The organism is Aquimarina megaterium XH134 (genome assembly GCF_000520975.1).
GTDB classification, from domain to species: Bacteria; Bacteroidota; Bacteroidia; order Flavobacteriales; family Flavobacteriaceae; genus Aquimarina; species Aquimarina megaterium.
In genome coordinates, this window is sequence record NZ_JACB01000003.1 from 434,187 (window position 1) to 448,519 (window position 14,333).

At 31.3% G+C, this 14,333-nt stretch carries 14 protein-coding genes; 12 read left to right on the forward strand and 2 right to left on the reverse strand.

Going from position 1 to position 14,333, the window contains the following annotated elements; translation table 11 throughout:
- Nucleotides 1-78 precede the first annotated feature (78 nt).
- The 12 genes from Z053_RS31320 (at nt 79) to Z053_RS0104770 (ending at nt 12,409) form a co-directional block, all read left to right on the forward strand.
- Nucleotides 79-1,632, forward strand: coding sequence for a patatin-like phospholipase family protein (locus Z053_RS31320; protein WP_025663888.1), 1,554 nt, complete (start codon nt 79-81; stop codon nt 1,630-1,632).
- Entirely contained in the window at nt 1,632-2,171 is a 540-nt protein-coding gene (locus Z053_RS0104720) for a hypothetical protein (RefSeq protein WP_025663889.1), read from the forward strand. The genes Z053_RS31320 and Z053_RS0104720 overlap by 1 nt, the downstream gene beginning before the upstream one ends.
- 134 nt (nt 2,172-2,305) lie before the next feature.
- Complete coding sequence (locus tag Z053_RS0104725; RefSeq protein WP_025663890.1) at nt 2,306-2,656, forward strand: hypothetical protein; 351 nt, start codon at nt 2,306-2,308, stop codon at nt 2,654-2,656.
- Nucleotides 2,657-2,660: 4 nt separating this feature from the next.
- On the forward strand, nt 2,661-3,797 hold the full coding sequence (locus Z053_RS0104730; protein WP_025663891.1) for a hypothetical protein: 1,137 nt from the start codon (nt 2,661-2,663) through the stop codon (nt 3,795-3,797).
- Between the two features lie 66 nt (nt 3,798-3,863).
- Entirely contained in the window at nt 3,864-4,229 is a 366-nt protein-coding gene (locus tag Z053_RS0104735; RefSeq protein WP_025663892.1) for a hypothetical protein, read from the forward strand.
- A gap of 245 nt (nt 4,230-4,474) precedes the next feature.
- Complete coding sequence (locus Z053_RS0104740) at nt 4,475-6,601, forward strand: S9 family peptidase (protein WP_051475992.1); 2,127 nt, start codon at nt 4,475-4,477, stop codon at nt 6,599-6,601.
- Nucleotides 6,602-6,867: 266 nt separating this feature from the next.
- Nucleotides 6,868-7,242 (forward strand): hypothetical protein, encoded by a 375-nt coding sequence (locus Z053_RS0104745; RefSeq protein WP_025663894.1) that lies wholly within the window; start codon nt 6,868-6,870, stop codon nt 7,240-7,242.
- An 82-nt stretch (nt 7,243-7,324) separates the two neighbouring features.
- Nucleotides 7,325-8,032 carry a DUF2490 domain-containing protein gene (locus Z053_RS0104750; protein ID WP_035095004.1) on the forward strand — a complete coding sequence of 236 codons (708 nt, stop codon included), beginning with the start codon at nt 7,325-7,327 and terminating at the stop codon, nt 8,030-8,032.
- A gap of 11 nt (nt 8,033-8,043) precedes the next feature.
- Nucleotides 8,044-8,874, forward strand: a complete 831-nt coding sequence (locus Z053_RS0104755; RefSeq protein WP_025663896.1) for a carbonic anhydrase — start codon at nt 8,044-8,046, stop codon at nt 8,872-8,874.
- A 324-nt stretch (nt 8,875-9,198) separates the two neighbouring features.
- The gene (locus Z053_RS0104760; RefSeq protein ID WP_025663897.1) at nt 9,199-10,962 is read left to right on the forward strand and encodes an alginate export family protein; all 1,764 of its coding nucleotides are present in this window, start codon (nt 9,199-9,201) and stop codon (nt 10,960-10,962) included.
- A gap of 50 nt (nt 10,963-11,012) precedes the next feature.
- Nucleotides 11,013-12,038 (forward strand): SDR family NAD(P)-dependent oxidoreductase, encoded by a 1,026-nt coding sequence (locus Z053_RS0104765; protein ID WP_025663898.1) that lies wholly within the window; start codon nt 11,013-11,015, stop codon nt 12,036-12,038.
- 71 nt (nt 12,039-12,109) lie between these two features.
- A complete protein-coding gene (locus Z053_RS0104770) occupies nt 12,110-12,409 on the forward strand; it encodes a hypothetical protein (protein WP_025663899.1) in 300 nt (99 codons plus the stop codon).
- Between the two features lie 7 nt (nt 12,410-12,416).
- On the opposite strand, the gene Z053_RS0104775 is transcribed toward Z053_RS0104770, so the two are convergent.
- Both Z053_RS0104775 and Z053_RS0104780 read right to left on the reverse strand, forming a co-directional pair.
- Nucleotides 12,417-13,112 carry a LytR/AlgR family response regulator transcription factor gene (locus tag Z053_RS0104775; RefSeq protein ID WP_035095011.1) on the reverse strand — a complete coding sequence of 232 codons (696 nt, stop codon included), beginning with the start codon at nt 13,110-13,112 and terminating at the stop codon, nt 12,417-12,419.
- The gene (locus tag Z053_RS0104780) at nt 13,112-14,176 is read right to left on the reverse strand and encodes a sensor histidine kinase (RefSeq protein ID WP_025663901.1); all 1,065 of its coding nucleotides are present in this window, start codon (nt 14,174-14,176) and stop codon (nt 13,112-13,114) included. Before Z053_RS0104780 ends, Z053_RS0104775 begins: the two co-directional genes overlap by 1 nt.
- Nucleotides 14,177-14,333: the final 157 nt, after the last annotated feature.

Below are 14,333 nucleotides of genomic sequence, written 5' to 3' on the forward strand. Positions count from 1 at the left end.
TATTAAATTTAAATACTTCAATCGTCTTGTAATATCACCCTGATTTTATAGTAACAGCAATAAAAAGTAATTTCTAAAATGAGTATACAAAAACAAATCATGGGGGGATTTTCTACTACATCTAATATTTCCCTACATGATGAAGAAAATATAAAAAGAACAACTCGTTTTTTTACTACAGCAAATGAAATTTTAGAAAACGCAATCAATGACCCGCAACGCAAATTAAAGAATAAATTTACTGCTGATGGTCTTATAAAAAAAGAGCTCATATCTGATGCTACTGTTCATGATAATTATGCAGGAAAACCTATAGAAAGACCAGTTGTCGATTTGGTTCAACAGGGTGGTGGAATGTATGGGATTGCATTATTAGGGTATACTTATATTATGGAAAAAATAGGTATTCGTTTTTATAGTCATGGAGGAACAAGTGCTGGAGCAATCAATGCTTTATTTTTGGCATCTATTCCTAATGCTATATATGACGAAGATTCAAAATTTCAATATAATGATAAACCACATCAAGCTACTAAGTCTGAAATCCTTACACATATCATTGCAAATACAGATTTTAGTAAGTTCATGGAGAAAAATGGAATAATAGGGTGGTTACAGCAAAAATTACTTAGAAACTACAAGTCTATTATTTTAAAACTTTTTTTAGGTGTTTTTTCTATTGGGTTTCTTGTAGGGATATATGGCCTTTTTGGTATTGTTTTTAATATTGCAAACGGAGTCTCGGGAACAGAACTTCGACTTTTTGATTTTATAATAGGAACGCTAAATGTAGCTGCGCTTTTGCTATTTATTTATATCCTTTTTGTAAAAATATTAGACAAGGATTTTGGTATTAACACTGGGGAAAGATTTTATAGTTGGGCAGAAAATCTTCTATTATCTATAGAAATAGAAACTAAAAATGATCTTACAAAAAGAATGGAACAGGTGCAATTGGTTAAAGCTAAAAAAGGTGATAAACCGCGATTAGTACTAATTACTTCTAATTTAACTCATAATCGTATTGTAAAATTTCCTGAGAGAGCAGATGATTACTGGACTACTCCTGGAAATATAAAACCTGCAGCATTTTTAAGAGCAACGATGTCGATTCCTTTTATTTATAAAAATTTTACTCCGGGTAAAAAGCACTACAAAAATGAAAAGAATGTAGAAAATTTAGTAAAACTTAATGCAAGGTTTGTAGATGGAGGGATGCTCTCTAATTTTCCTATTCGCGAATTTCATAGAAAAGACAATGTTGTGCCAAGATTTCCAACCTTTGGTGTTCTTCTTAGTGAGAGAATAGTGGGTGATCAAAAAGAAAATAAAGATCCAGCAAAAAACATAAAACCACTAGAAGATATTACTTTAATTGGATATGTCACATCTTTCATAAGTACATTCAGAAATTTTTATGATAATGATTTTCTATTTAATAATAGAGAAATCGAGAAAAGGGTAGTGACAGTAGATACAAAAGATCATAATTGGTTAGACTTTTGGATGGATGATGTAGAAAAAGCAAAGCTATTTAATAAAGGTGTTGATGCTGCAATTAGGCAAATTGAACAATTTGACTGGAAAACCTATAAAGATATACGTGAAGAAAAAATTAAAAACCTGAATTAATGAAAAAGCTAAAATTTTATAGTAACCTATGGAAAATCAGTGTAGTACTAGTTGTGATATTAGGTGTCTTGTTTGCGTATATTCCATCAATACAAGTAGAGAATCTTATCAATATTCAATTTTCTAATTCTTTAATAGAGTTTAATGAATTAGTAAAAAAACCACTGTATTTCGAGAATAATACATATTATGATTTTGTTTTTATTATAGCATATTCATTTCTTTTCTATTATTCGTTGCGAGTTTTTGAGAACACTTTAAGCTTAACACTTAGCCCTTGGTTTTTTATTATTTGTTTTATCCCTGGGATATTTGATAGTATAGAAAATATATCTGGTTTGTATTTAGTGGATTTGATTGGTAATAGCACTAGTAAAAATACATCCAATATTTTTTCTGTTTTTTATTGGTTTGTTAGGCTGAAATGGGTTTTTGTGATCTTCTTTATATTAATGACAGTAACGATTTCACTTTATTATTTTGTATTAACTATGGAAAGATGGATCGAGATTCTTTTTTTTACTAAAAAAGCAAAGTGATTAAATATCTTTTGTCTACAAATATTAACACCGAATCTCATATCAAAAATACCTTTTTATTGGTATTTTTGATGTAATACACTGAAAACAGTCTATTAAATTAAGAACCAACTACAAAATATAAATATATAACCATGAAAACATTTAAAATGAGTACTAATTCTGAGGTAAAACTTAATGTAAAAATTAGTACCGAAGCCTTGGTAGGTACCAATGTTAAATTAGATAGTAAGATCCTAAAAAAGAGTAGCACATACAACTTCTCTACCAACTTAGGTAATAGTACTGATATCATAAATAAAAAACTTAATGTAGTAACAAATTGCTTTGTAACCGATGAAAATATTGATCCAATCTTAGAAAATACTGTTTTTAAGATTACTCTAAAAGATGATGGCAATGAACAAAGTTATGAAGGTAAAAAACTGAAAATTGATGATGAGTTTTTCATTGTTTTTATTGTTGTTGAACTAGTAAAAAATTAAAACAATGAACCACAAATCTATCTTATATATAATTCTATGTGTATGTCTATCATTTTCTGGTTGGACACAAGAAGGCAAAACGGATCAAAACCTGAGCGATTTTACAATGAGTAATCCAAGTTCTCCTGCGTTTTTATTAGTAGGAGAATCTCCAACAGAAATTTATACACCTACTAATCTTAAAGCATTAGCACTACACGTATTCAATAACTTTGGAGAAAGCTTTTCTATAGAAGTAGCTCCTTACTTTTTTATCAATCGAAAGAGTAAGAACAGAACATACTATAAATATATTGGTATAGAAGAGGATCAAACCACAGGAGAGGTAAAGCAAAAACCTTTTAGAGGATTAAACACAACAACTTTATCTTTTGCTTATGTTGATAAAGAATTTGAAGGTATTGTAGGTAAAAGAAAAACTTATGCGGTAGGATTACGTACAACTTTGTTACGTTTTTATGATAAGGACAAAATATACGAAGAAGCAAAAAAAGTTGGTGATATTCTTAAAAATCTTGATAATCCTCCTGTTGATGTATTAGCAGATGCTAGCGGAGATGATCCTGTAAAACGAGCAATAGCAGAGAAAGCCATTATCGAGCATTATAAAAAAGAAAAAGAGAGAATACGCCCAAAATTAAAAGAGTTTAAAAAGACAGTTAAACCCTATGTTAGTGTAGATGGCGCTATTGGATATAGCGCATTGTTTAAGGGAGATAAAATAGATTCTGGTACTGCTAATCGTCTTGGGAGCTGGATTACAGGACAAGGAAGTTTGGTTCTAAATGAAGGATCAGATAGTGAACGAAATAACTATCTAAATGTACTAGTAACTGCCAGGTATATTGAGGATGAATTTAATATTGATGCAAATGACCAATTCTTTAAAACGTTTTATCGGGATCTGGGAGCAAAAGTAGAACTTGAAATAGATCGATTTTCACTGGCATACGAATATATTTCTCGTAGCGGAAGCATAAATAGTGAACGTTCTGTAGGGACTTTAAAATACACGCTTTCGAAAGATATTACATTGATTGGTGGCTTTGGAAAAGATTTCCCTGTAGATGATAATTTGGTTACTGTATTTGGAATAAATTGGGGAGTAAATTTTGGAGGTAAAGTTGCTATGAAAGAATAATGATTATAATAACTACTACAAATCGCAAGTAATCAATTTTTTTAATAAAAAAAGAAGTAAAACCCTATGAATACTGTACACCAGTTAATTCAAACTATTGATTCTGCAATTGCCAGTATCCAAAATCGTGATGATTATAAAGTTATAAAGTTTAATGCAGAGGGAAATGAATTAACAGCCTCAGAAGTTGTTAATTACTTTAATCAACTTAAACAAGCTGCTTTGGTATCACAAGAAACCCCAAAAAACATATCGAATACTCAATTACAAGAGGCTTCTATAATTACAACTACCATTATCAAAAGTAACAAGTTAATAATATCTGATGGGCAACTAGATCTTAATCGTACAATTTCTCCAAGCTCTGCAATAGAAGAAAATGTAACCTTACAAGCTATGCTTACTGCTATTCTAGACTATAAAAATGTATAACCTTAAGTTTCTACATATAATTTTTAGTACTACTCATTCATAGAGATAAAAGGTAATGTGAAATGTGTTGTTTTAGAACAATAAATGAGTCTGGAAACTAATAATTATATTTTTTTTATACATTTTTCACATTTTATAATCTAAATTGTGGCAACAATTTTAAAAGAGGCTTATTAAAAACTAATTTTAAATACTTTATGAAAACTAAATTCATTTATTCACTTCTAATTTTTACAATGTTTTTTATGGCATGTAATACAGAAAAAAAACCTGATTTAGAACCCTATGAATCCATTGAAGCTCCTGTAGCCAAAAAGGTTGCCGAAGAGTTAAAAGCGCACGGAGATACACGTATTGATAATTACTTTTGGATGCGTCTAAGTGATAAGCAAAAAAATGCTGAAACATCCGATGCGCAGACTCAGGATGTACTGGATTATCTTAATGCAGAGAACCATTACAAGGATGAGGCAATGAAACATACAGAAGGTTTGCAGAAAAAACTGTATGATGAAATTGTAGGGCGTATTAAAAAAGACGACTCTTCTGTTCCTTATAATGATAATGGTTACTCGTATTATACTCGATATGAAAAAGGCATGGATTATGCTTTATACTGTCGTAAGAAATTAGAAGACAATGGTAAAGAAGAAATTATGCTTAATGGACCAGAACTGGCAAAAGATCATGCTTACTATGCTATAGGAGGTCGATCTGTAAGTCCGGATAATAAACTTTTGGCCTATAGTGTAGATACCGTTTCACGACGTCGTTATGTAGTTTATTTTAAGAACTTAGAGTCAGGAGAAATACTTTCTGATGAACTTAAAAATACAGGAGGAGGAGCTGTGTGGGCAAATGATAATAAAACTGTTTTTTATGCTTCTAAAGACCCTGTAACACTTAGACAAGATAAAATATATAAACATGTATTAGGAACAGATCAATCTGAAGATGAGTTAGTTTTTCATGAAAAAGATGAAACTTTTAGCTGTTTTATATTTAAATCTAGATCCGATAAATATCTTATGATTGGTAGTAATCAGACGCTATCTACAGAGTATCAATATTTAGATGCCAATACTCCTAATGATGAATGGAAGATCATTCAGCCTAGAGAAAGAGATTTAGAATATGGTGTTGATCATTATGATGGTCATTTTTATATAAGAACGAATCTTGATGCTAAGAATTTTCGTTTAGTAAAAACACCCGTAACAGCTACTACTAAGGAAAACTGGGTAGATGTTATTCCACATCGCGAAGATATTCTACTACAAGGCTTTGTGCTTTTTAAAGAACATTTGGTTTTACAAGAACGTGTTAATGGATTACGTACTATTCGTATTATGAAATGGAATGGAGATAATGATCATTATATCGAGTTTAATGATCCGGCATATGTGTCATATCCTACTACTAATCTAGATTTTGATACCAATATTTTACGATATGGATACACCTCTTTAACGACTCCTAATAGTACTATCGAGTATAATATGGATACTAAGGAACGAAAAGTATTAAAAGAAGAAGAAGTAGTAGACCCAAATTTTTCTAAAGACAACTATGTATCAGAACGTCTTTATGCAACAGCAAGAGATGGTGTAAAAGTTCCTATTTCTTTAGTATATAAAAAGGGGGTACAAAGAAATGCTAATACTCCTTTGTTACTCTACTCTTATGGCTCATACGGAAGCAGTACTGAGCCATTTTTTAGATCTAACAGACTTAGTTTATTAGATAGAGGTTTTGTATATGCCATGGCGCATATTAGAGGAGGACAGGAAATGGGAAGGCATTGGTATGAAGATGGAAAGCTACTTAAAAAGAAAAATACATTTACCGATTTTATTGATTGTGGAGAATTTTTGGTAAAAGAAGGTTTTACAAGTGCAGAACATATGTATGCAATGGGTGGTAGTGCCGGTGGTTTATTGATGGGAGCTGTGTTAAATATGAAACCCGAACTATGGAACGGTGTTGTAGCAGCTGTACCATTTGTTGATGTAGTCTCTACTATGATGGACGAAACTATACCGCTAACCACTTTTGAATTTGATGAGTGGGGAAATCCTAAGAATAAAGAATATTATGAGTATATGAAATCGTACTCTCCGTATGATAATGTTGAAGCAAAAGCATATCCAAATATGTTGATCACAACAGGATATTGGGATAGCCAGGTACAATATTGGGAACCTGCAAAGTGGATTGCTAAATTGCGTGAATTGAAAACCGATGATAATCTCCTTATCATGGATTGTGATATGGAAACAGGTCACGGAGGTGCTTCAGGACGTTTTCAACGTTACAAACGTACTGCTCTTTCTTATGCCTTTATGATGGATCTTGAAGGAATGAAGGAATAAATATTATAGTAAATAAAAACAAAAGCCAGTAAGAACACATTCTTACTGGCTTTTGTTTTCATCTTTATTTTATAATTATAAAGAAACCAAAAGATTATCTATATGATATAAATACCGTTATAGAATATACTCTAACATTAATAAAAAAATGTAATGTGCATCACATAAAAAATATGGTGTAAGAGAAAAAAGGTGTTAAAGTTTGTGTTAAAAACAACTGTGCTGCAGATAACGTATTACTCTAAATAGATACTTTTGTTCATACAATGAATCTTTCCTTAGTTAAATATTATTCATTTAGAGTATTAATAACTCTGGTATCTGCACTTTTTTTAGGTAATAAAGCTAATGCAGATACTATTTCTCATGACAATTTAGTAATCGAATCTTTTTCTATACATAGTATAGATAATGAAACAGACTATGAGCATGATGGTCAAACGTTTATCGATAGCCTGGACTTAAATGAACTTGAAGACAGGGAAGAGGAAGAAGAATATGGGAAAAGCGCTTTTTGTGCATTTCAAGACAAAAAGATTATTACTAAAAACAATGATAATTTTAATCAAAAAAAATATCAATTTCCCACTGCAAAAGGCAAATACTATATTCTGTACTGCTGCCTAAAAGTATATTCATAAAGTTATTATTTATAAGTCTTAAATGTTAGGAATTAACTTTTGTTAGTTCCCGATTTTGATATTTAATTTTAATAATAATATTGTGAAATATATAAAAATCATACTGTTTATTATTCCAATAACAGTATTTAGTCAAAACCCGACTACAGAAAAAAGCTATAGTTCCTGGAGTTCTCTAATTATCGATTATACTATAAACAATAAGGTATATATAAAAAATGAAGCTCATTTTAGGCGAACAGACTTTTTAAAAAATTGGCAACAAATATTAATTAGACCATCTATACATTATAAATTCAATACAACTCTGGATTTTGGAATTGGCTATAGTTTTGCTAAGAATTATAGGGCTACGCATAATTTTAATGAAAACAATGTTTGGGAACAGGTAACATTATCTCATACATCAGGAAATTCCAATTTCAAACATCGATTTAGATTTGAACAACGTTTCATTGAACAGTTTGTAGAAGTAACTCCTAATGTTTTCAAAGCAAATGAAACAGATTATAAAATGCGATATAGATATCGTTTTACATTTCAGATTCCTTTGTTTACAGTATATAATAATACAAAAATAAAAGCAGCTGTTTTTGATGAAATATGGTTGAATACAGATTCGGGGATTGTTCCTAAATCTTTAAATCAAAACTGGTTTTATGTTGGAATATCCTATCCAATATTAAAAAACACATCTATAGGGCTAGGCTATATGAATGATTATATACCAACAGCAGATCATTTTAGAAGTAACCAGATTTTACAAACAACACTTAAGTTTCACATTTAAAGATAAAAGAAATGAAAACCACTAATAATACAGTATTTATAGCTGTAATTACGGCTATAATAGTATCCTCTTGTACGAATACAAAAGAAAAAATTAAAAGAGAGCATTCTATAGAAGTTGTTAAAGGAAAAACTACTTCGACAACTAATCACGTAAAAAAACATTGGAGTTATGTAGGGGAAACAAGTCCAGAACATTGGGCAGAAATTGAAAAGAATTCAGAATGTGGAGGAAAGTATCAATCTCCTATAAATATTGTGAGTTTAGATGCAATCGTCGATACTAATTTAAAGCCTTTAGCTATTCATTATGTATCAAATACCAAAATACATGATGTAGTTAATAATGGTCACTCCATTCAATATAATTTTGAAGAAGGAGATTATCTTATATATCACAATGAAAAATATGATTTGAAACAAATTCATTTTCACGAATCTTCAGAACATACCATAAATGGTATTAGATATCCGATAGTGATACATATGGTACATACCAATTCTAAAGGCGAATACTTAGTGCTTGCTGTAATGGCAAAAGAAGGTCAAACCAGCGCTCCTTTTAGGTTTTTAGAAAGCTATTTGCCTCTTAGAAAAGGAGAAACTAAAACTATAGGAAAACCATTTAATCTTAGTTATAATCTTCCTAAAAATAAAGGATATTATACCTATATAGGATCATTAACCACACCACCATGTACTCAAGGTGTAAACTGGGTCATTTTTAAAGAACCCATCACAATATCTTTAGAACAAGTAAATATCTTAAGAGATCTGATGCCTTTAAATAATTATAGAAATGAACAACCATTAAATGGAAGAGAAGTGAAAATGACAAAATAATCGGGTCGAAATATAAAACAGAAAGGGACTTGTTATTATAGTAATGAATGAGGCCAGAATCCATTTTTAGTAATATGCAAAATTGATGGATTCTGGCCTCATTCATACTAAAAGCTATAAATGAAGGTTATGAAATATATCATGTACATATCGAGTGTAAAGCATTGAAAATTAAGTTTTTTATAAGAGTTGTATGTATAAAAACATGCTTTGTTTTTTGTATATTTATAAGTGGTTCATTTCATTTCGTACTAATTAAGATTGTTTTTTTGATATAGATTAGATTGTCAGAAATATAATAGAATATTACAATGACCTTCGGATATGACTACTCTTATAAAACCAAACCTATTAAACTGTCTCAGTAAACAATTAGATTTATTAAGAATTACAGTTTTTATTTTCACATTTTCATTTGGCACCACCATTGCGCAGGGTGTCGGCGATGTTGATCCTTACCATAATAAAAGAATTGAAGAAGTTAAAATCATAATTACTAACCCATCAAATGATTCTATACTCAATAATCGGATTCGTGACAAAATACGTCAAGATTTAAAGACTTTTCCTGATAATCGATTTTTAAGAAATCATATCGAATTTTCTTTATCTCGATCACGTCAAGATCCTAAGATTGCTACAACCAAAATAGAAGTAGGGTTTGGGGCAATTGGGGGAATTATACTTACCATTAATGTAACCTTAGGAAATCAAGTTGGCGAATCGACAAAAACTGGATTTGTAACATCAGGAAAAATTAATGACCTTCCAAAGCTATACAATTTTGGATCTACATTTATTCGCTTAAAACTTGAAGCGCTTGCAATTCATTATAGTAATACGAATGCATGGTACGGTAGACCCGACGCACTTCTTGATGGCAACCCATTAGTATCGGGGATACCCTCGGGAGATGGATATGACGATTGGGTCGAAGGATTTACTCATTTGGGAACTTATGGAATTACTCCATTACATAATAATCTTCATATATATGCCGGTCTTAGTGCAATAGTAAGTGGTTCTAAAGGACAAGAGCTATTCACAAACAAGACAAGAGGTTATATAGGTGTTGAGGATGCATATATTGGTTTAATTACAGGAAAAACCTGGGAAAATGGTAATCGACTTGTAGTAAATGCCTCTATTGGTCGACAACGCTTTACCCTTGGAGATGGGTTTCTTATCATAAATACCTCGGCAAATGGTAGTAAAAGAGCAGCATTACAATCTAACCCTCGTTGGGCAGCAGATATGGTGGCTCGTGGTAGTGTAAAATACAACAACACATTATTAGAATTATTCTATCTCGATCCAGATGAACTACCGGTAGTAGATTCTAAAACAAGGATCGCAGGAATTAATGTAGAAGCACAACCTGCAAAAGGACTCTCTGTAGGAGCGAGCTTATTGTATGTACCAAAGTCTGATTTTGGTTATTTTACGCCAACAGAAGTTCTTAGTCGAGAAGGCCTACAACTTGTAGATGCACGTTTTCGTTGGCAACCCAAACCGCCAGGTAATTCAGGTTTTTTTATTGCCGGAGAAGGTGGGTTGCAAAGAAATAAAAATTTTCCAATGCGTGCTTACGGCTACTTTGGTGAGTTTGGCTGGAGTTTTTCAAAACTTCCCTGGACACCAACTTTAAGCTATCGCCACGCTCGTTTTTCTGGTGATGATTTAAGCACCGATCGATTTGAGCGATGGGATCCTCTATTATCTGGTGGAAACGGAGAACAATGGGTACAAGGAATAAATCATTTTAAAGTAGTTCAGATTTCAAATGTAGTTGCACACAGGTTTCAATTACGCGTACGCCCCATTCCAAAACTTGAACTGGTGCCCCAATTTTGGTTATTTAAAGCAGATAACTTAACAAATTTAGGAGGAAACCCAGCACTCTCATTTTTAGAATCCAAAGATTATGGAGTAGAGGGTAATCTAACTTTCAAAGTGTTTTGGTCTCGTAAGATTTATATCCAGGGACATTTGGCAGTTACATTTCCCGGTGAAGCTGTAAACAAAGCCTTGACAGAAGAGCCATCGAATTGGTGGAGTACTATGCTATTTATACGATACGCACTGTAATTAGTTAGATGTAACAAACATATTCTAGTAACTCAATAAAACAAAAAATCATGAATCGAAGAAACATGTTAAAAAACACAACGCTCGCTACTATAGGTGCTAGCACTGGTATGGCTTGTGCTAACGACTCTAAAGGATCTGAAACTGCTTCTGCATTATTAGCCTCAGAAAATACCGTAGGAAAAAAAGATGTTAGTCCGGTTAATCCAACATATTTCATACCTAATCGTTTTAAAGACAAAACAATTATTATTACCGGATGCGCAAGAGGAATGGGGAAAGCAGCAATAAAAAGGGCAGCTCTAGAAGGTGCAAACGTTGTTGGTATAGATTGGCTTAAAGAGGAAGGAAATACTGTTGTAAATGAAATTGTTAAAGATGGTGGTTCTGCAAAATTCGTTTATGGTGATGTTTCTACTAATGAGACCTGTAAAGAAATGGTTAAAACAGCAGTAGATTCTTATGGTAAATTAGATTACGCCATAAACAATGCAGGTGTAATGGATGCAATCTTTCCCGGAGACCCTATAAACTATGAAAAACAAAAACACCTTACATTTAGTCGATGTCATGAAGCAACAGATGAGTATTGGGATGTAGTAATGCGAGTAAATACAACAGGAGTATTTAAATGCATGCGTGAAGAATTAAAACAAATGGTAGCACAAAATCAAGGTGGTGCAATCGTTAATGTCGCGTCGGTTGCAGGGTTACGAGGTTTTTCGGGAACTCCCTCATATGTCGCAAGCAAACATGCAGTTAATGGACTAACAAAAAATGCAGCGATAGATTATGCAGAATATGGTATACGAATCAATTCTGTGTGTATGGCCAATACTGCGACGCCTATGGTAGAGCGAGCTTATCAACTTGTTATGGCTAAAGTAAAAGCTAGTGGAGGTAATGCTGGTATGGGAAACATTAAGACCAAAAGCCTTCTGCAGTATACAGATTCTAACCATAGAGATGCAACACCCGAAGAACAGGTAGCAATTATGTTATTTTTATTGTCTGAAGAAGCATCTAATATCACTGGAGCAAATTATGCTACCGATGGTGGGTTTACTGCGTATTAAAGTAGTTGTACTTATGTATACAATCGATAACTACGAATAAAAACTAATATTAATTTTTAAATCATTATATAATGGAAACATTAACTATTACAGAATCAATTCTTGAAGATTTATGTAGAGGAATTAGTTCTAGATTAGAAAAGGAAACTAATCGAGAGAAAGCTGCAGATTCTTTTATAGAAATACTTGTAAAAGACTTAAAAGAATTACAAGAAGATCATGCTATCTCTTTATCTGTTCAAAAAAGAAGCGCGGGAGAATATGTTAACGAAAGGCGTTATCATAGTGTGCGAAAGGGTTCTGATGGGAAACCACTATATTGTGCAGTTCTCAATACTCATTTCAATTTTCAAATAGCACTTTTAGAATAACAAAAAACTACAAATCAGATATATTCATTTTGTAATTTTCCCCAATGGGAATTTCAATAGTATTAATTTCAATATCCTGTTTTGTATATGCTGTAATTTTATCCCGATTTACGATATAAGAACGATGTGTTCTTATAAATCGTTCATCTAATCTATCTTCAAATGCTGTTAAACTATATTTTATAAGTCGGGTTTTATTAGACAAATGAATCTTAATATAATCTTTTACGCTTTCTATATATAGAATATCATCATAGAAGACTTTTACTTGTTTTCGATCCTCGCGTATAAAAATAAAATCATCCTTTTTTGGGATAATCTTTTCAATTTCGGTAGAGGCTGATCGCGTATTTTGTAACGAAATGAATTTTTCGGTTGCCATAAAAAACCTACTAAAAGTTATAGGTTTTAAAAGATAATCCACAGCATTCAATTCAAATCCATCAAGAGCATAATCTCTATACGCTGTTGTAAATATTACATGAGGCTTAACAATAAGGTTTTTAAAAAAATCTGTGCCTTTTAATACAGGCATTTCTATGTCAAGAAAAAGTAAATCAATTGATTGTTGCTGTAATATTTTACTAGCTTCTATAGCACTATTACAAGATGCCACTAATTCAAAACCATCTAACTGTTTCAAATGCGTTTCTATTAGCTCTCTGGCTAATTCTTCATCATCTACTATTAAACACGTATACATTATTTAGCTTCCAAAATTAAACGAACACAATATTTATCACTTTCTTCCTTAATATCCAAAGAATAATCATCTCCATACAGTAAATCTAATTGTTTTTGAACATTACTCAATCCTATACACCTCTGATTTTTATTTTCAACAGATATCGTTGATTTAGAATTTTCTATATTAAAAATAATATGATTGCTATCCGAACTAATTATAATTGAAATAAAAGCTTCCTTTAGTTCCTGAGTCACACCATGTTTAAAAGCATTTTCTATAAAAGTTAATAGCAGTAAAGGAGCTATTTTTGAATCCTCTGTGCTATTATTTTTAAAAGAAATACGAACTCTGTTTCCATACCGTATTTTTTCTAAAGCAATATAATTCTCGATCAACTCAATTTCTTTTTGGATGGATACAAATTTACTATTACAGCGATACAACATATAATCCAAAATATCAGATAGTTTTTCAATCACTTCTGGTGCATGATCTGATTTTTTTATGGCCAGAGCATACAAATTATTTAATGTATTGAATAAAAAATGCGGATTTAATTGATTCTTCAAAGCAGTCAATTCAGCTATTTTTTTTTGCTCATTTAGTTTTAAATAATTCTGCTGGTTTTTATAAAACCTAAACATTAAAAGTAGGGCAGTAGGGGTTAAAAATTTTATACTCTTACTCAAAAAAACAGAAAAACTTAAAAGTCTTTCCCAAAAAGATTGCTTTGCATAATGTTGAACTATTGGACTATAGTAGTCAAAATACCTTACATCATAATAGTATATTCTATAATATATATACATGGCGTACATAACAAACAATAGAATAATCAACCATAGAACAAACCAACCTGTTTTTCCTTTATTCAAAAAATTTGGTACCAAATAGTATAGACAAGTGTATGCTATTAGTATTTGTATGGCAATGAAGATGATATAAGATTCAAATAGTTGTAGATAGCTACCATTATAATTATCAATATTAGCAGATAATGTGAAATACAAGAATATACCTATCCAGAACAATACGTGTCGTATTTCTGTTTTGTCAAAGTATGTTTTTAAAGACTTCATAAAGAAAATAACAAATATAGTTTATACTAGTCGTATAATGATTATTTATCTACCAAGCTAGTATTTAAGGCTATAAATAGGTGAAAAATAACTACAAAAACCTAAAAAGGTCTTAATAGACTGAACTTCCTCTTCGGTCTACTTTTAAAAAAACATA

Bases quoted from the DNA above. Each gene is read 5' to 3' on its own strand.
- Z053_RS31320 (WP_025663888.1), top strand. From the start codon at position 79: ATGAGTATACAAAAACAAATCATGGGGGGATTTTCTACTACATCTAAT.
- Z053_RS0104720 (WP_025663889.1), top strand. From the start codon at position 1,632: ATGAAAAAGCTAAAATTTTATAGTAACCTATGGAAAATCAGTGTAGTA.
- Z053_RS0104725 (WP_025663890.1), top strand. From the start codon at position 2,306: ATGAAAACATTTAAAATGAGTACTAATTCTGAGGTAAAACTTAATGTA.
- Z053_RS0104730 (WP_025663891.1), top strand. From the start codon at position 2,661: ATGAACCACAAATCTATCTTATATATAATTCTATGTGTATGTCTATCA.
- Z053_RS0104735 (WP_025663892.1), top strand. From the start codon at position 3,864: ATGAATACTGTACACCAGTTAATTCAAACTATTGATTCTGCAATTGCC.
- Z053_RS0104740 (WP_051475992.1), top strand. From the start codon at position 4,475: ATGGCATGTAATACAGAAAAAAAACCTGATTTAGAACCCTATGAATCC.
- Z053_RS0104745 (WP_025663894.1), top strand. From the start codon at position 6,868: ATGAATCTTTCCTTAGTTAAATATTATTCATTTAGAGTATTAATAACT.
- Z053_RS0104755 (WP_025663896.1), top strand. From the start codon at position 8,044: ATGAAAACCACTAATAATACAGTATTTATAGCTGTAATTACGGCTATA.
- Z053_RS0104760 (WP_025663897.1), top strand. From the start codon at position 9,199: ATGACTACTCTTATAAAACCAAACCTATTAAACTGTCTCAGTAAACAA.
- Z053_RS0104765 (WP_025663898.1), top strand. From the start codon at position 11,013: ATGAATCGAAGAAACATGTTAAAAAACACAACGCTCGCTACTATAGGT.
- Z053_RS0104770 (WP_025663899.1), top strand. From the start codon at position 12,110: ATGGAAACATTAACTATTACAGAATCAATTCTTGAAGATTTATGTAGA.
- Z053_RS0104775 (WP_035095011.1), bottom strand. From the start codon at position 13,112: ATGTATACGTGTTTAATAGTAGATGATGAAGAATTAGCCAGAGAGCTA.
- Z053_RS0104780 (WP_025663901.1), bottom strand. From the start codon at position 14,176: ATGAAGTCTTTAAAAACATACTTTGACAAAACAGAAATACGACACGTA.